The sequence below is a fragment of the Streptomyces sp. RK62 genome (assembly GCF_018070255.1).
In the GTDB taxonomy this organism is placed as follows: Bacteria; Actinomycetota; Actinomycetes; order Streptomycetales; family Streptomycetaceae; genus Streptomyces; species Streptomyces nigra.
In genome coordinates this window covers 253,569-270,791 of record NZ_JAGPYD010000003.1, presented here as the reverse complement: position 1 = coordinate 270,791, position 17,223 = coordinate 253,569, and the positions used below count along the sequence as shown (strand labels likewise).

The 17,223-nt window shown below is 73.7% G+C and carries 14 protein-coding genes; 10 read left to right on the top strand and 4 right to left on the bottom strand.

What is annotated here, in order from left to right; genetic code table 11:
- Window positions 1-50: 50 nt before the first annotated feature.
- The 3 genes from KBY32_RS07590 to KBY32_RS07580 all read left to right on the top strand — a co-directional run bounded on the left by KBY32_RS07590 (window position 51) and on the right by KBY32_RS07580 (window position 4,226).
- Window positions 51-812 carry an HAD family phosphatase gene (locus KBY32_RS07590; protein WP_210979335.1) on the top strand — a complete coding sequence of 254 codons (762 nt, stop codon included), beginning with the start codon at window positions 51-53 and terminating at the stop codon, window positions 810-812.
- Window positions 809-3,202, top strand: coding sequence for a glycosyl hydrolase family 65 protein (locus tag KBY32_RS07585; protein WP_308293670.1), 2,394 nt, complete (start codon window positions 809-811; stop codon window positions 3,200-3,202). The genes KBY32_RS07590 and KBY32_RS07585 overlap by 4 nt, the downstream gene beginning before the upstream one ends.
- Before the next feature lie 133 nt (window positions 3,203-3,335).
- Window positions 3,336-4,226 carry a universal stress protein gene (locus tag KBY32_RS07580; RefSeq protein WP_210979334.1) on the top strand — a complete coding sequence of 297 codons (891 nt, stop codon included), beginning with the start codon at window positions 3,336-3,338 and terminating at the stop codon, window positions 4,224-4,226.
- Between the two features lie 9 nt (window positions 4,227-4,235).
- On the opposite strand, the gene ppk2 is transcribed toward KBY32_RS07580, so the two are convergent.
- From ppk2 to KBY32_RS07565, 3 genes are all read right to left on the bottom strand, one after another.
- On the bottom strand, window positions 4,236-5,039 hold the full coding sequence (ppk2, locus tag KBY32_RS07575; protein ID WP_210979333.1) for a polyphosphate kinase 2: 804 nt from the start codon (window positions 5,037-5,039) through the stop codon (window positions 4,236-4,238).
- Between the two features lie 146 nt (window positions 5,040-5,185).
- Window positions 5,186-5,539, bottom strand: a complete 354-nt coding sequence (locus tag KBY32_RS07570; RefSeq protein WP_115505840.1) for a hypothetical protein — start codon at window positions 5,537-5,539, stop codon at window positions 5,186-5,188.
- 68 nt (window positions 5,540-5,607) lie between these two features.
- On the bottom strand, window positions 5,608-5,964 hold the full coding sequence (locus tag KBY32_RS07565) for a DUF6479 family protein (protein WP_055619688.1): 357 nt from the start codon (window positions 5,962-5,964) through the stop codon (window positions 5,608-5,610).
- Between the two features lie 96 nt (window positions 5,965-6,060).
- Between KBY32_RS07565 and KBY32_RS07560 the strand changes: the two genes are divergently transcribed.
- The 5 genes from KBY32_RS07560 to KBY32_RS07540 all read left to right on the top strand — a co-directional run bounded on the left by KBY32_RS07560 (window position 6,061) and on the right by KBY32_RS07540 (window position 12,532).
- Window positions 6,061-6,444 (top strand): ferredoxin, encoded by a 384-nt coding sequence (locus tag KBY32_RS07560; protein ID WP_210979332.1) that lies wholly within the window; start codon window positions 6,061-6,063, stop codon window positions 6,442-6,444.
- Window positions 6,445-6,564: 120 nt separating this feature from the next.
- Window positions 6,565-7,740 carry an acyl-CoA dehydrogenase family protein gene (locus KBY32_RS07555; RefSeq protein ID WP_055619689.1) on the top strand — a complete coding sequence of 392 codons (1,176 nt, stop codon included), beginning with the start codon at window positions 6,565-6,567 and terminating at the stop codon, window positions 7,738-7,740.
- Between the two features lie 9 nt (window positions 7,741-7,749).
- On the top strand, window positions 7,750-8,592 hold the full coding sequence (locus KBY32_RS07550; RefSeq protein ID WP_210979331.1) for an oxygenase MpaB family protein: 843 nt from the start codon (window positions 7,750-7,752) through the stop codon (window positions 8,590-8,592).
- 55 nt (window positions 8,593-8,647) lie between these two features.
- Window positions 8,648-10,852 (top strand): serine/threonine-protein kinase, encoded by a 2,205-nt coding sequence (locus KBY32_RS07545; protein ID WP_210979330.1) that lies wholly within the window; start codon window positions 8,648-8,650, stop codon window positions 10,850-10,852.
- A gap of 99 nt (window positions 10,853-10,951) precedes the next feature.
- A complete protein-coding gene (locus tag KBY32_RS07540; RefSeq protein WP_210979329.1) occupies window positions 10,952-12,532 on the top strand; it encodes an NAD(P)/FAD-dependent oxidoreductase in 1,581 nt (526 codons plus the stop codon).
- A gap of 7 nt (window positions 12,533-12,539) precedes the next feature.
- Here the strand turns inward: KBY32_RS07540 and KBY32_RS07535 are convergent, their stop codons facing one another.
- Window positions 12,540-14,255 carry a serine hydrolase domain-containing protein gene (locus tag KBY32_RS07535; protein WP_210979519.1) on the bottom strand — a complete coding sequence of 572 codons (1,716 nt, stop codon included), beginning with the start codon at window positions 14,253-14,255 and terminating at the stop codon, window positions 12,540-12,542.
- A gap of 217 nt (window positions 14,256-14,472) precedes the next feature.
- On the opposite strand from KBY32_RS07535, the gene KBY32_RS07530 reads away from it, so the two are divergent.
- Together KBY32_RS07530 and KBY32_RS07525 are read left to right on the top strand one after the other, a co-directional pair.
- Entirely contained in the window at window positions 14,473-15,582 is a 1,110-nt protein-coding gene (locus KBY32_RS07530; RefSeq protein WP_210979328.1) for a nitronate monooxygenase family protein, read from the top strand.
- Window positions 15,579-17,156 carry an acyl-CoA synthetase gene (locus KBY32_RS07525; RefSeq protein ID WP_210979327.1) on the top strand — a complete coding sequence of 526 codons (1,578 nt, stop codon included), beginning with the start codon at window positions 15,579-15,581 and terminating at the stop codon, window positions 17,154-17,156. Before KBY32_RS07530 ends, KBY32_RS07525 begins: the two co-directional genes overlap by 4 nt.
- The last annotated feature ends 67 nt before the right edge of the window (window positions 17,157-17,223 follow it).

The window sequence follows — 17,223 nt, the reverse complement described above, 5'->3', positions numbered from 1 at the left end:
TCCCCGCTCACCCGTCCGGCCCCGCGCCTCACCCGTCCGGGGCGGTGGCCATGACCGCCCCCGCTCCCGAGGGGTCCCTCGCCCCCGTCCTGCGGGACGTCGACGCCGTCGTCTTCGACACCGACGGGGTGATCACCGAGTCCGCCACCGTGCACGCCGCCGCGTGGAAGGAGGCCTTCGACGCCTACCTGCGCGCACACCCGCCCGCCGACCCCGCCGCGCGCCGCCCGTTCGACGTACGGGACGACTATGTGCGGCACGTGGACGGCAGGTCCCGGCTCGACGGGGCGGCCGCCTTCCTCGCCGCGCGCGGCGTCGACGCCACCCCCGAGACCGTCCAGGAGGTCGCGGCGGCCAAGGAACGCCTGTTCACCGACCGGCTCCGCGAACAGGGCGTCGACGCTTACCCGGGGACCGTACGGCTGGTGCGGGAGCTGCGGGCGGCGGGCGTGCCCCGGGCCGCCGCCTCCGCGTCCCGGCACGCCGGGGAACTGCTGAGCCGCGCCGGAGTGCTCGACCTGTTCGACGCCCTCGTGGACGGCGGCGAGGCGGCCCGGCTGGGCCTCGCCGGCAAACCGGAGCCCGACCTGTTCCTGGAGGCGGCCGCCCGGCTCGGCGTGCCCGCCGGACGGGCCGCCGTCGTGGAGGACGCCCTGGCCGGGGTGGAGGCGGGGCGGCGCGGCGGCTTCGCCCTCGTCGTGGGCGTGGACCGGGCGGCCGGCGAGGACACCGCCGCGCGCCTGCTGCGGCACGGCGCCGACATCGTCGTACGCGACCTCGGGGAACTCTGTGCGGGAGGAGAGCCGAAGTGACGGACGTGGGCACGGACGGGGCGGACGGCTGGAGCTGGGAGTACGAGGGCTACAAGGCCGCCGACGAGCGGCTGCGGGAGTCCCTGTGCACGCTCGGCAACGGCTACTTCGCCACCCGGGGCGCGCTCCCCGAGTGCGATGCCGACGACGTCCACTACCCGGGGACCTATGTGGCCGGCATCTACAACCGCCTCACCTCGGAGGTGGCCGGCCGCACGGTCGAGAACGAGGACATGGTCAACGTCCCCAACTGGCTTCCGCTGCGCTACCGCCTGCCCGACGGCGCCTGGATCGACCCCGACTCGACGGAGGTGCTGGAGCACCGGCAGGCCCTCGACCTGGCCGCGGGCGTGCTGGAGCGCGTGACCCGGTACGACCTCGGCGGCGGACGGACACTGACGGTACGTCAACGCCGTCTTGTACATATGGCCGACCCACATGTGGCCGCGCTGCGCACCGAGTTCACCGCCGAGGGCCTTTCCGGTCCGCTGGAGGTCGAGGCAGCCCTGGACGGGGGAGTGACCAACTCGGGCGTGGCGCGCTACCGGGACCTCGACGGGCACCACCTCACCCACGTCCACACCGGCGTCTCCACCGAGGACTCGGTCTGGCTGCGCTGCCGCACCCGCACGTCCGACGTCCGTATCGGCCTCGCCGCCCGGTTCACCGCAGGCGCCCTCGTCACGGTCCGCCGCGAGACGTCCCGCATCGTCCAGTGCGTCACGCTCGACCTCGCGCCCGGCCGCACCGTCACCGTCGACAAGACCGTCGCCCTGCACACCTCCCACGACCCCGCCATCAGCGACCCGCTGCACGCCGCCGTCGACCGCGTCGCCCGGGCGCCCGGCTTCGACGCGCTGACCGCCACCCACCGCGTCGCCTGGGGCCAGCTGTGGCGCCGCGCCGAACTCGAGGTGCCGGGCGAACCCGGCCGCATCCTGCGGCTGCACCTCTTCCACGTCCTGCAGACCCTCTCCCCGCACACCGCCGACCTCGACGTCGGCGTGCCCGCGCGCGGCCTGCACGGCGAGGCCTACCGCGGGCACGTCTTCTGGGACGAGCTGTTCGTCCTGCCCTTCCTCAACCTGCACTTCCCCGAGGTCTCCCGCGCCCTGCTGCACTACCGCCACCGGCGCCTGGAACAGGCCTGCACCACCGCCGCGCGGGCCGGCCGGCGCGGCGCGATGTACCCGTGGCAGAGCGGCAGCGACGGACGCGAGGAGACCCAGCAGCTCCACCTCAATCCGCGCTCGGGGCGCTGGCTGCCCGACCACTCCTGGCTCCAGCACCATGTGGGCTCCGCCATCGCGTACAACGTGTGGCAGTACTGCGAGGCGAGCGGCGACATGGAGTTCCTGCACACCAAGGGCGCCGAGACGCTGCTGCAGATCGCGCGCTTCTGGGCGGACAAGGCCGAGTACGACGACGAGCTGGGCCGGCACCGCATCAAGGGCGTCGTCGGACCCGACGAGTACCACGAGGCCTACCCGGACGCCGACACCGCGGGCCTCGACGACAACGCGTACACGAACGTCACCGCGGCCTGGGTGCTGGCCCGCACGCTCGACCTGATGGACATGCTGCCCGAGCCGCGCCGCCGCGAACTCGCCGAGCGGACCGCCCTGGACGCCGGGGAGGTGGAACGGTGGCAGGAGGTCTCCCGCACCCTGCACCTGCCGTTCCACGACGGTGTCATCAGCCAGTTCGAGGGCTACGGCGACCTGGCCGAACTGGATTGGCAGGGGTACCGGGAGCGGTACGGCGACATCCGGCGGCTCGACCGCATCCTGGAGGCCGAGGGCGACACCGTCAACCGCTACAAGGCGTCCAAGCAGGCCGACGTGCTGATGCTCGGCTATCTGTTCTCGCCGTCCGAACTCGGCTCGCTCTTCCGCCGGTTGGGGCACCGGCTGGACGAGGGCGTCTGGCGGCGCACGGTCGAGTACTACCTGCACCGCACCAGTCACGGCTCCACCCTCAGCGGCCTGGTCCACGGCTGGGTGCTGGCCCGGTGCCGGCGCAGCGACGCGTGGGCGTTCGTCCAGGAGGCCCTCCAGGGCGACATCGCCGACGTCCAGGGCGGCACCACCGGCGAGGGCATCCACCTCGGCGCCATGGCCGGCACCCTCGACCTCGTCCAGCGCGGACTGACCGGTCTGGAGACCCGTGACGGCGCGCTGCGCCTGGACCCCGTCCCGCTGCCCGAGCTGTCCTCGTACGGGTTCTCGCTGCTCTACCAGGGCAACTGGGGCGTACGGCTGCGCCTTGAGCGGGGCCTGCTGGAGATCGCGGTCCCGTCCTCCGACATCTCCCCGATCACCATCCGCCTGCCGGACCGCGAGGTGTCGATCGAGCCCGGCGACACGGCCCGGCTCGTCCTCCCCGACTGACCCGCCGCCGCCGGAGCGGCCGGGCCGTGCGGGACACCCGCCGCGGGGCGACCCTGGAAGGACGGGGGAGCGGCCCGGAGCCCGTACGGCCGGTGCCGCGGCCTCGCGGCCTTCAGCCGGAAAGGGGAACACGATGGACGGTGCCGGCCCGGTGGTGGTGGGCGTGGACGGCTCGCCGTCGAGCCTCGCGGCGGTGGAGGCCGCCGCCCGCGAGGCCCGCGCGCACGGCGTGGGCCTGCGCGTGGTGCATGCCTTCGGCCGGCCGCCCGCACACATACCGGCCGGCGGCCGCCCCTGGGAGCCGTCCTCGGCGGCCGGGGTGCCCCAGCTCATCGACGGCACGCTCGGCGAGGCCGAACAGCGGGCCCGCGCCACCGCCCCCGGTGTCCCCGTCGAGCACGAGGTCGTCGTCGGCGACCCCGTGGAGGTGCTGGAGATCGAGTCGCGCACCGCGTCCCTGCTGGTCCTCGGCAGCCGCGGCCAGGGCCGCTTCGGCGCCCTGCGGGTGGGGTCCACCACCGGGCACCTCGCCGCGCACGCCTCCTGCCCGGTCCTGGTGATGCGCGACGATCCGCATCCGTCCGGGCCGGTCCTGCTCGCCGTCGACGGCTCGCCCGCCGCCCGGGGCGCCGTCGAGTTCGCCTTCTCGCAGGCGTCCCGGCACGGCAGACCCCTGGTGGCAGTGCACGTGTGGAGCACCCGGACCGAGCGGGCCTACGCCTCACCGGCCGACCCGCCGTTCGTCACCTACGACGAGGGGCGGCTGCGCGACGAGGAGGAGCGGGTGCTCGCCGAGGCCCTCGGCGGGCTCGGCGACCGGTACCCGGACGTGCCCGTGGAGCGCCGGCTGGTGCGCGGCCGGGTCCGGCACACCCTGATCGAGGCCGGCGCGGACGCCGGGCTCCTCGTGGTCGGCGCCCGCGGCCGGGGCGGGTTCGCCGGGCTGCTCCTGGGCTCGGTCAGCCAGGCCGTCCTGCACCACGCGCCGTGCCCGGTCGCCGTCGTCCGCGCCCGCCCGACCTGACGCCGGGGCTCAGAGACGGGCCGCGTGGTCCGGGACGTAGGTGCGCAGCTCGCGGGGCGGGCGCTGGTAGCCGGTCGACTCCGGCCGCTCGGGCAGCTCGATGACCGGCGGCGGGACGTCGTCGTAGGGCACGGAGTCCAGCAGGTGGGCGATCATGTTCACCCGGGCCCGGCGCTTGTCGTCGCTCTCGACGACGTACCAGGGGGCCTCGGTGATGTCGGTGTGGACCATCATCTCGTCCTTGGCCCGCGAGTAGTCCTCCCAGCGGGTGATCGACTCCAGGTCCATCGGGGACAGCTTCCAGCGGCGCAGCGGGTCCTGAAGACGCCGCCGGAACCGGTCCTGCTGCTCCTCGTCGCTCACCGAGAACCAGTACTTGCGCAGCAGAATGCCGTCCTCCACGAGCATCCGCTCGAACTGCGGGCACTGCCGCAGGAACAGCTCGTACTCCTGCTTGGTGCAGAACCCCATGACGTGCTCGACGCCCGCGCGGTTGTACCAGCTGCGGTCGAACAGCACGATCTCGCCGGCGGCCGGCAGATGCTCGATGTACCGCTGGAAGTACCACTGGGTGCGCTGGCGCTCGGTCGGCCGGGGCAGCGCCGCGATCCGGGCCACCCGGGGATTGAGATGCTCCGTGACGCGCTTGATCGTGCCCCCCTTGCCCGCGGCGTCCCGGCCCTCGAAGACCACGACCAGCCGGGCCCCCTCCGCGCGCACCCACTCCTGGAGCTTCACCAGCTCCGTCTGCAGCCGCAGCAGCTCCTTCTCGTACGTCTTGCGCGGCAGCTTCCCCGTCTTGTCGCCGGACATGGCGTCTCCCCACTACCCGATCCCGGACACCGGAACTGCACCGTACTGAGCGAGCCCGCCGGGCGCACGCCGGATGCGGCCGGTGCGGTGCACGACGACGGCGCGGACCCCGGGCACTCCCGGGATCCGCGCCCTGCGACGGTTCGTTACGACGTGCGGTCGCCCTTCGGGCGGCCCCGCTGGTCCGGGGTGCCGTGCGGCGGCGGGCCGAAGGGCTGCGGCGAGGTCGCGGGCGACACCGGGGAGCCGGCGCGGCGCCCACCGCTCTCGGGCCGCAGGGCGCCCGGATCGCCCGAGGTCGGCTCGGCGCCGGAGTGCAGCTGGTCGAGCCGGGCGTCCAGCAGCTCCGTCACCGGGAGGCGGTCGCCGTGGGAGTGCTCGTAGGCGAGCAGCTCCTCCACCTCACCGGCGGTCAGCGACCGCACCCGGCTGCGCAGACCGCCGAGCGGCAGATGGTCGTAGTCGGGCAACGGCAGTGCGTGGTGGGAACGGTCGGACATGGTGCTCACTTCCCTGTGGACGACTGCGTCGACGGACCGGTGGGCGCCCGGCGGGGTCGGGACGGGCGTCAGCCCGAGCCGCCGCTGCCGAACGAGCCGCTGCGGCCCTCGTCCCAGCGGCGGCGCCCCTTGAACGAGCTGCCGCGGGAGGAGACGTTGCCGCCACCCGGCATCTCGTGCGGGCTCAGCCGCTCGTCGCCGCGGGGCACCTCGTCGGGCTCACGGTGCTCGCGGATCTCGTGGACCGCGCCCTCCGCGGGCAGCCTCGGCTGCTCCTCGGGGCGCGGGCGGGGCGGCTCCCTGCGCTTGGAGCGCACACCCAGGGCGAAGGCGCCGATCAGCAGCGCCACGAGGACCAGGCCGACCACGGCCAGTCCGATACCCAGGGCACCTTCTGCGGCGATGTCCGTCGATGCGATGTTCATGGCCGGGCGGGTACCCCCGAACTCCCGGGTGAACCCGCCCGGCGCCGGCCGCGGGGCGCGGGTTTGACGCCGGGCGGCCGGGGCTACCCGGCCCACGTGACATCGACGGCATCGCAGCAGGAACTCGTCCGGTTCCTGGAGGACCGCTTCACCTGTGCCCAGGCCTGCACGGAGTGCGCCCGGGCGTGCGCCCTGCGCGCCAGCCTCGTCGACCCGAACGGGGCCGAGGACCACGAACTGCTGCGCCGCAAGGGCATCCTGTGCGCCGAGGTCTGCGACGCGACCTGCCGGATGCTGTCCGACCAGGGTCCCTTCGACAAGGACGCCGAGGACACGCTGCGGATGCAGCTGGAGTGGACCCGGACGGTCTGTCTGGAGAGCGCGCAGGTGTTCGAGCGGCACCCGGAGGCGGAGGAGACCGCGCGGGCCTGCCGTGCGTGCGCCCGGGCCTGCACCGACTTCATGACGCTGCTCGACTGACACCGGCCCCGCCGATCCCCCCCCCCGCGCGGATCGCGGACCCTCCTCGCCATTCCCAATTTCTGGAACACGTTCTACGGTGTGCGCCGACAGGACCAGCCCTGGGAGCCTGGAGGCGCCGTGCACCTCGCATACACGCCCGAGCAGCAGCGGCTGCGCAGCGAACTGCGCGCCTACTTCGCGACGTTGGTGCCGGACACCCCCGTCCCGCCCGGCGACCACGCCGCCCAGAAACGGCACTACCGCGCCACGATCCGGCGGCTCGGCGCGGACGGCTGGCTCGGCGTCGGCTGGCCCGAGGAGTACGGCGGACGCGGACTGACCGCCGTCGAGCAGTTCGTCTTCTTCGACGAGGCCGCCCAGGCCGGCGTCCCCCTGCCGCTGATGGCGCTCAACACCGTCGGGCCGACGATCATGCAGTACGGCACCGATGAGCAGAAGGCGTACTTCCTGCCGAGGATCCTCTCCGGGGACATCGACTTCGCCATCGGCTACAGCGAACCCGAGGCCGGCACCGACCTCGCCGCGTTACGCACCCGCGCGGTCCGCGACGGCGACCACTACGTCGTGAACGGGCAGAAGATCTGGACGACCAACGGCGACACCGCCGACTGGGTGTGGCTCGCGGTGCGCACCGACCCGGACGCCCCGCCGCACAAGGGCATCACCATGCTCCTGGTGCCGACCACCGACCCCGGCTACTCCTGCACCCTCATCCACACCCTCGCCTCCCACGACACCACGGCCAGCCACTACGAGAACATCCGCGTCCCCGTCTCCCGCCGCGTCGGCGAGGAGAACCAGGGCTGGCGCCTGATCACCAACCAGCTCAACCACGAGCGCGTCACCCTCGCCGCCCACGGCACCATGGCCGTCCGCGCCCTGCACGACGTCCAGCACTGGGCCATGGAGACCAAGCTCGCCGACGGCCGCCGGGTGATCGACCTGCCCTGGGTGCGCCGCCGCCTCGCCCAGACCCACACCCGGCTCGACGCCCTCAGACTGCTGAACTGGAAGATGGTCAGCGCCGTCGAGGACGGCAGCCTCACCCCGCAGGACGCCTCCGCCGTCAAGGTCTACGGCTCCGAGGCCCGCCGCGACGCCTACGCCTGGCTGATGGAGGTCGTCGCCGCGCCCGGCGCCCTGAAGGAGGGCTCGGCGGGCGCGGTCCTGAAGGGCGAACTGGAACGCGGCTACCGCTCGGCGGTCATCTTCACCTTCGGCGGCGGCAACAACGAGATCCAGCGCGAGATCATCGCCTGGATCGGGCTGGGGATGCCGCGGGTGCGCCGGTAGCCTGCCGGTATGGGCGATCCCGGGCTGTTCACCCCGCACTCGGTCACCTGGCAGATGCACGGCGACCCCATGATGTGGGTCGCCGGGATCCGCGCCCTCTACCTCCAGGCACTGCACCCGCGCGCCCTGCGCGGGGTCCTGCAGAACTCCGACTTCCGGCGGGACGCCTGGGGCCGGCTGCTGCGCACCGCCGACTTCGTCGGCACCATCACCTACGGCACCACCGAGGCCGCCGAGAAGGCCGGCGCCCGGGTCCGGAAGATCCACCGGATGCTGGGCGCCACCGACCCCGGCACCGGCGAGCGGTACGGCGTCGACGAACCCGCGCTGCTGCTGTGGGTGCACTGCGCCGAGATCGACTCCTACCTCCAGGTCGCGCGCCGCTCCGGGTTCGCGCTCACCGACGCCCAGGCCGACCGCTACATCGCCGAACACCGGGTCAGCGCCCGTCTGGTGGGCCTCGACCCCGACGCCGTACCCGGCGACCGCAAGGAGATGGCGGCGTACTTCGAGCGGGTGCGGCCCGAGCTGTCCTGCGGGCCCGAGGCACGCGTCGTGGAGGACTTCCTGCTCCGTCCGCCGACGCACCCCTTCCTCGTCCCGGCGCGCGAGGTGCTGTGGCGGCGCGTGTCCCGGCTGGCGTACGCCGCTCTGCCGCCGTACGCCCACGAACTGTACGGAAGACCGGTCCCGCGACCCGCCGTCGTCACCCGGCGATTGCGTGCCACCGGCACCGCGCTGCGCTGTGTTCCCGCACGTCTGCGCTGGCAACTGCCGCCCAAACACATCCTGCGTGCCATGGACCGCCTCGGCCCCGGTGCCCGCCCGGCACCGTACAAACTCGGACGATAGCTCGCCATACTGGACGAGCCGGGAGGGCGGACCACACGGGGGGCGAGCGCGGCAGATGGGGGAAAGCAGGCTGATCCAGGGGCGGTACCGGCTGCTCGATCCGATCGGGCGGGGCGGTATGGGCGAGGTGTGGCGGGCCCGCGACGAGTCGCTGGGCCGGCAGGTCGCCGTCAAGTGCCTCAAGCCGCTGGGGCCGCACCACGACACGTCGTTCATGCGGGTCCTGCGCGAGCGGTTCCGCCGCGAGGCCCGGGTGGCGGCCGCGCTCCAGCACCGCGGGGTGACGGTCGTCCATGACTTCGGCGAGTCCGACGGGGTGCTGTTCCTCGTGATGGAGCTGCTGGAGGGCCGCAACCTCAGCCAGCTCCTGGAGGACAACCGGCACCACCCGCTGCCCGTCGCGGACGTCGTCGACATCGCCGAGCAGGTCGCCGCCGCCCTCGCCTACACCCATCAGCAGGGCATCGTGCACCGCGATCTGAAACCGGCGAACATCATGCGGCTCGCCGACGGCACCGTGAAGATCTGCGACTTCGGCATAGCGCGCCTCGCCCACGACATCGGGTTCACCTCCCGGCTCACCGGCACGGGGGTCGCCATGGGCACCCCCCACTACATGTCGCCGGAGCAGATCGGCGGCGAGGAGGTCGACCGGCGCAGCGACCTGTACTCCCTGGGCTGCGTCCTGTACGAGATCGCCACCGGCGTCCCGCCGTTCGACCTCGACGACCCCTGGGCGGTCCTCGTCGGGCACCGCGACACCCCGCCCCGCCCCCCGCGCAGCCACCGCGCCGACCTGCCCGAGTATTTGGAGAAGGTCATCCTGGATCTGCTCGCCAAGCGCCCCGAGGAACGCCCGGACGACGGCCGTGAACTGGTCCGCCGGATCGGCCTCGGCCGGACGACCCCGGAGTACGTGCCCACCGTGGTGACCGAGCGGCCCGGGACCGCGCCCGCACGGCCCGCTGGCCGATCCCCGCGCCTGCCGTCCTGGACCCGGGGCATGACCACCGGCCACAAGGCCACCGGCGCCGGCCTGCGCACCACACCCCCCGACGCCGCCGCCGGACTCAGCGGCGAATGGATCCCCCGGCCTTCCGGCACCGCCCCCACGGCCGCCACGCTCACCGCGCTGGCCGGACGGCACAACGCCGGGCTCGGCCTCGGCCGCATGGGCCGCTGGTCGGAGGCCCGCGAGGTGCACCGGACGGTGACCGCCGAACGCGAACGCCTCCTCGGCCCCGACCACCCCGACACCCTCGCCAGCCGCTACGAACTCGCCTTCGCCCTCAGCCGCACCGGCCGCGCCGCCGACGCGCTGCGCGAGTACAAGCACGTCGCCCGCGCCCGCAGCCTCGCGCTCGGCCCCGACCACCCCGAGACGCTCGCCGCACGCCAGGAGATGGCCTACGTCCTCGGTCAGTTGGGCCGGCACCTCGACGCACACCAGGTCTACACCTCGGTGCTGGCCGACCGGGAGCGCGCGATGGGCGCCGACCACCCCGACACCCTGCGCTGCCGCCACAACCTCGCCTTCAACCTCAGCCGACTCGGCCGACCGGAGGACTCCCACCGCATGGCCGAGGAGGTGGCCGCAGCCCGTGCCCGCGTCCTCGGCCCGCTCCACCCCGACACCCTGGTCACCCGCTACGAGGTGGCGTACGCGCTGGGCCAGTTGGGGCGCTGGGAGGAGGCGCTGGAGACCTACCGCGAGGTCGCCGACGCCCGCGCCCACGCCCTCGGCCCCGACCACCCCGACACTCTCGCCGCCCGCTACGAGGTCGGGATCAGCCTCGGCCGCCTCGGCCGCAGCGCGGAGGCACTCCAGCTCTACCGTGCCCTCGTCGACGACCGCACCCGGGTGCACGGCCCCGCCCACCCGGAGACCCTGCGGGCCCGCCACGGCCTCGGCGTCAACCTCGGCCGGCTGGGCCGCTGGGAGGAGGCGCTCGCCGAGGCCCGCGACGTGTGCGCGATCCGCGAGCGCGTCCTCGGCGCGGATCACCCCGACACCCTGGTCAGCCGCCGTGAGGTCGCCGTCGGCCTGGGCTGGCTGGGCCGCTGGCCGGACGCCCTGTCCGAGTACCGTCGGGTGGCCGACGCCCGCGAACGGGTCCTGGGCGCGGATCACCCCGACACCCTCGCCAGCCGCACCGACGAGGCCCACTGCCTGGAACAGCTCGGGCATGTCGCGGAGGCGGCGGAGCTGTACCGCCGGGTGGCGCTGCTGCGACGGCAGAGCGTCTCCGAGGGCCGCTGACCCGGGCGCTCGCCAGGGGGCGTCTCGCTGATCCGGCATGATCGGCGGGAGACCCTCCCAGCCCTGGCCGCAGTGGATCACCCCGTGTTACCAAGGACCATGCCCGTACACGACGCACGCCCCGGACACCGTACGTACGACGCCGTCATCGTCGGCGGAGGTCACAACGGCCTCGTCGCCGCCGCCTATCTGGCCCGGGCCGGCCGGTCCGTGCTGGTGCTGGAGCGGCTGGACCACACGGGCGGGGCGGCCGTGTCCACGCGCCCCTTCGCCGGGGTCGACGCCCGGCTCTCGCGCTACTCGTACCTGGTCAGCCTGCTGCCCGACAAGATCGTCCACGATCTCGGGCTGAGCTTCCAGGTCCGCAAGCGCGACGTCTCCTCGTACACGCCGGTGGACCGGGACGGGCGGCCGACCGGGCTGCTGGTCGGCGGCGGACCGGAGCGCACCCGGGAGGCGTTCGCCCGGCTGACCGGTGGCGAGCGCGAGTACGAGGCGTGGCAGCGCTTCTACGGCATGACCGGCGAGGTCGCCCGGCGGGTGTTCCCGACCCTCACCGAACCCCTGCCGACCCGGGACGAGCTGCGCCGGCGTGTGGCCGACGACGACGCCTGGCGGGCCCTGTTCGAGGAGCCGGTCGGCGTCGCCATCGAGGAACGCTTCCAGGACGACCTGGTGCGGGGCGTCGTCCTCACGGACGCCCTGATCGGCACGTTCGCCGACGCCCACGACCCGTCCCTGCGGCAGAACCGCTGCTTCCTGTACCACGTGATCGGCGGCGGCACCGGCGACTGGGACGTCCCCGTCGGCGGCATGGGCGCGCTCACCGACGCCCTCGCCGAGGCGGCCCGCGCGGCCGGCGCCGTCCTGGTCACCGGCCACGAGGCCGTGCGCATCGACACCGACGGCCGCACCGCCGAGGTCACCTACCGCACCGCGGACGGCGAGGGCGTCGCCACCGCCCGCCACGTCCTGGTGAACGCCTCCCCGCAGGAGCTGGCCGCCCTCACCGGGGACCCGGCCCCGGAGCCCGCCGAGGGCGCCCAGCTCAAGGTGAACATGCTGCTGAAGCGGCTGCCGCGGCTGCGCGACACCTCCGTCGACCCCCGTGAGGCGTTCGCCGGCACCTTCCACATCGCGGAGGGCTACGAGCAACTGGCCGCGGCCCACGCCCAAGCGGCCGCCGGGCAGCTCCCCGCCGCGCCGCCGTCCGAGATCTACTGCCACTCGCTGACCGACGCGACGATCCTCGGCCCCGACCTCGTCGAGAAGGGCTACCAGACGCTCACCCTGTTCGGCCTGCACACGCCCGCGCGGCTGTTCGAGAAGGACAACGACGCGGTCCGCGAGGAGTTGCTGACGTCGACGCTGGCCCAGCTGGACGCCCATCTCGCCGAACCGCTCGCCGACTGCCTGGCGACCGACGCGGACGGGCGCCCCTGCATCGAGGCGAAGACGCCCCTCGACCTGGAGCGCGACCTGCGGCTGCCCGGCGGGAACATCTTCCACCGGGAACTGTCCTGGCCGTACGCCGGCGAGTCCACCGGGCGCTGGGGTGTGGAGACCCGCCACGCGAACGTCCTGCTGTGCGGGGCGGGCGCTGTGCGCGGGGGAGGGGTGAGCGGTGTGCCGGGGCACAACGCGGCGATGGCCGTGCTGGAGGCCGGCGACGGGTCGTGACGGCGCGTCAGTCCGCGGAGGCCGTCCAGCCGGTGGCGGTCAGCCGTGCGGCGTCGGCCGGGCGGGACTCGTCGAACAGGACCCGGTGCGACCTCTCGACCCGCAGCCCGTCCACATACGCGCCCCGGCCCACATAGAGCCGGTCGGTGGTGTAGCGCCAGCGCACCCGCAGGGCCGGGTCGGTGGGCAGCGGCGCGGTCAGCCGGTGCCAGGCCCGGCCGGACCAGCCGGATACCGTGCCGGCCGGGTGCTCCTCGGTCCCGTCGCCCTTGCGGGTGGTCGTGAAGGGCAGCGGCCACCAGGTGGCGCCCTCGTCCGTGGACGCCTCCAGCGCGAGGACGTCCGCCGCCGGCTCGGTGTCCCACCACACCGCGCAGCGCAGCCGGGCGCCGCCGCGCGAGGTGTCGAGGGCGGGCAGCGCGAGCGTGGCGGTCGTGGCGCTGGCCATCCCCGAGAACCAGGCGGTCCGTCCGTGGGCCGGGCGCACCGGGACCGCGCGCGCCATGTTGTTCGCCGCGGCCACCCGGGGCGCCGAACCGGACCGCCAACTGCGCACCGGGTGCACGGAGTTGCCGAGCACGACGAGGAAGGAGTCCGTCGTCGGGTCGAGGACCAGCGAGGTGCCCGTGAAGCCGGTGTGGCCGGCCGTGCGCGGGGTGGCCATGGCGCCCATGTACCAGTGCTGGTAGAGCTCGAAGCCGAGGCCGTGCTCGTCGCCGGGGAACGCGGTGTTGAAGTCCGTGAACATCAGCTCCACCGAGTCCGGCTCCAGGACGCGCGCCCGGCCGTAGGAGCCGCCGTTGAGCAGGGTCCGGCCGAGGATCGCGAGGTCCCAGGCGGTGGAGAACACCCCGGCGTGCCCCGCGACGCCACCGAGGCTGAAGGCGTTCTCGTCGTGCACCTCGCCCCACACCAGTCCCCGGTCCAGGCCGGACCACGGTCTGCGGGCGACCTCGGTGGCCGCGATCCGCGGCTTCCAGGACGCCGGCGGGTTGTAGCGGGTGTGGCGCATGCCGAGCGGGCCGGTGATCTCGTCGTGGAGCAGGGTGTCGAGGCTGCGGCCGGTGATCTTCTCCAGGACGAGCTGGAGGGAGATCAGATTGAGGTCGGAGTACAGATAGGTGCTGCCCGGCGCGTTGAGCGGCGCCTCGTCCCAGATGAGCTGGAGCTTCCCCTCGTGGGTGGGCGCGCTGTAGAGCGGGATCCAGGCCCGGAACCCCGAGGTGTGGGTGAGAAGCTGACGGATCGTGATGTCCTGCTTGCCGGCCCGCCCGAACTCCGGGAGGTAGGAGGCGACCGTCGCCTCCAGGCCGAGCGCGCCGCGCTCGATCTGCTGGACGGCGAGGATCGAGGTGAACAGCTTGGAGACCGAGGCCAGGTCGAAGACGGTGTCCTCGGCCATCGGTATCCGCTGGTCGGCGGGGAACTCCACACCCGTGTCGGTCTTGTCGTCGTAGTCCTGGTAGCGCACCGCCATGCCGACCGGCTCGTGCAGGGCGACGGTGGTGCCGCGCCCGGCCAGCAGGACCGCGCCCGCGTACCAGGGGTGCTGCGGGGAGGGGCCGAGGAAGGTCTCGGCGTCGGTGACGAGCCGGCGCAGCGCTGAGGAGAGCAGGCCGGCGCGCTCCGCGGAGCCGCGCCGCAGGGTGCCGGCGCGGCCGGTCGCCGCGGCCGCGGGCACCGCCGGGAGAGGAGCGAGCGCGAGCGCGCCGCCCAGGGCCATGACGCCCCTGCCGAGTTGACGTCGCGTCAGGCCCGCTTGGTCGTCCGTCACCGAGGTCCTCCCACGTTCCGGCTGAAAGTATCTTTCGTGATCGCCGTGCCGGGTGAAACTTTCCTGTCAGAAGTGAGCCGTGTCAACGGTGTGTCCGTGAACAATGATCTGACGATGTGTCAGAAAAGGTCTTCCGTCGTCCGGACGACTGCGGCATCCTGCGCCCATGCAGACGGAGCTGAGCACCACTCTGGGAGTCGAGCACGCCGTCTTCGGCTTCACGCCGTTCCCCGCCGTCGCCGCGGCCATCAGCCGGGCCGGCGGTTTCGGGGTGCTCGGCGCGGTCCGCTACACGGCCCCGGACGACCTCGCCCGCGACCTCGACTGGATCGACGCCCACGTCGGCGGGCGGCCCTACGGCCTCGACGTCGTGATGCCCGCGCGGAAGGTCGAGGGCGTCAGCGAGGCCGACGTCGAGGCGATGATCCCGCCCGGGCACCGGCAGTTCGTCCAGGACACCCTGGCCAAGTACGGCGTGCCCGACCTGCCCGCCGGGGAGGCCGCAGGCTGGCGCATCACCGGCTGGATGGAACAGGTCGCCCGCGCCCAGCTCGACGTCGCCTTCGGCCACCCCATCCGGCTGCTCGCCAACGCCCTCGGCTCCCCGCCCCCGGACGTCGTCGCCCGCGCCCACGACCGGGGCGTGCTCGTCGCCGCCCTCGCGGGCAGCGCCCGCCACGCCCGCAAGCACAAGGACGCCGGCATCGACATCGTCGTCGCACAGGGCTACGAGGCGGGCGGCCACACCGGGGAGATCGCCTCCATGGTGCTCACCCCGGAGGTCGTGGAGGAGGTCCATCCGCTGCCCGTCCTCGCGGCCGGCGGCATCGGCAGCGGAGAGCAGGTGTGCGCCGCGCTCAGTCTCGGCGCGCAGGGTGTGTGGCTGGGCTCTATGTGGCTCACCACCACCGAGGCGGATCTGCACTCGCCCGCCCTCACCCGCAAGCTCCTCGCGGCCACGTCCTCCGACACGGTCCGCTCCCGGGCCCTCACCGGCAAACCCGCCCGTCAGCTGCGCACCGAGTGGACCGACGCCTGGGACGGCGCGGACAGCCCCGGCCCGCTGCCCATGCCCCTCCAGGGACTCCTCGTCGCCGAGGCCGTCTCCCGCATCCAGCGGTACGAGGTGGAACCGCTCCTCGGCACCCCGGTCGGGCAGATCGTCGGCCGGATGACCGCCGAACGCAGCGTCCAGGAGGTCTTCGACGACCTCACCCGCGGCTTCGAACGGGCCGTGGACCGCATCAACCGCATCGCCGGCAGGAGCGACCGATGACCAGCGCCTCCACCGCACCCACCGGGAACACGGCACCCGTCGGCTTCTGGGCCCAGGCCACCGCCGCACCCGGCCGCACCGTCCTCGTCGCCCCCGACGGAGAGGCATGGACCGCCGGGCGGCTGCACGCCGACGCCAACCGCCTCGTGCACGGCCTGCGGGCCGCCGGACTGGAACGCGGCGACGCCTTCGCCGTCGTCCTCCCCAACTCCGCCGAGTTCCTCACCGCCTACCTGGCGGCCGGGCAGGCCGGCTTCTACCTCGTCCCCGTCAACCACCATCTCGTCGGCCCCGAGATCGCCTGGATCGTCGCCGACTCCGGCGCCAAGGTGCTCATCGCACACGAGCGGTACGCGGCCGCCGCACACCAGGCCGCCGACGAGGCAGGGCTCCCGCCCGCCCACCGCTACTCCGTCGGCACCGCCGAGGGCTTCCGGCCGTACCGCGAACTCCTCGACGGACAACCGGATTCGCCGCCCGCCGACCGCACGCTCGGCTGGGTGATGAACTACACCTCCGGCACCACCGGCCGGCCCCGCGGCATCCGCCGCCCGCTGTCCGGCAGGGCCCCCGAGGAGGCCTATCTGGGCGGCTTCCTCGGCATCTTCGGCATCCGGCCGTCCTTCGACGACGTCCACCTCGTGTGCTCGCCGCTCTACCACACCGCCGTGCTCCAGTTCGCGGGCGCGTCCCTGCACATCGGCCACCGGCTGGTGCTGATGGACAAGTGGACCCCGGAGGACATGCTCCGCGCCATCGACACCCACCGCTGCACCCACACCCATATGGTGCCGACCCAGTTCCACCGGCTGCTCGCCCTGCCCGAGGAGACACGGGCCCGCTACGACGTCTCCTCCATGCGGCACGCCCTGCACGGCGCCGCGCCCTGCCCCGAGCACGTCAAACGGGCGATGCTCGACTGGTGGGGGCCGTGCGTCGAGGAGTACTACGCCGCCAGCGAGGGCGGCGGGACCTTCGCGACCGCCGAGGACTGGCTGAAGAAGCCCGGCACGGTCGGCCGGGCCTGGCCGATCAGCGAGGTCGCCGTCCTCGACGACGACGGCGACCGGCTCCCGCCCGGCGAACTCGGCACCGTCTACCTGCGGATGGACACCGGCGGCTTCAGCTACCACAAGGACGAGGCCAAGACGCGCGCCAACCGCGTCGGCGACCTCTTCACCGTCGGCGACCTCGGCTACCTCGACGAGGAGGGCTATCTCTTCCTCCGCGACCGCAAGATCGACATGATCATCTCGGGCGGGGTCAACATCTACCCCGCCGAGATCGAGTCCGTGCTGCTCTCGCACCCCGCGGTCGCCGACGCCGCCGCCTTCGGCATCCCGCACGACGACTGGGGCGAGGAGGTCAAGGCCGTCGTCGAACCGGCCCCCGGCCATGAACCCGGCCCCGCCCTCGCCGACGCCGTCCTCGCCCACTGCGCCGAACGGCTCGCCGGCTACAAGCGGCCCCGCAGCGTGGACTTCGTCCCCGAGATGCCCCGGGACCCCAACGGCAAGCTGTACAAACGGCGGTTGCGTGACCCGTACTGGCAGGGCCGGACCCGGCCCGTATAAGGGTCATGCCCATATGAGACGGCACGGCCCCGCCCCGCGCCCGGTGAGGACGCGCGGCGGGGCCGTG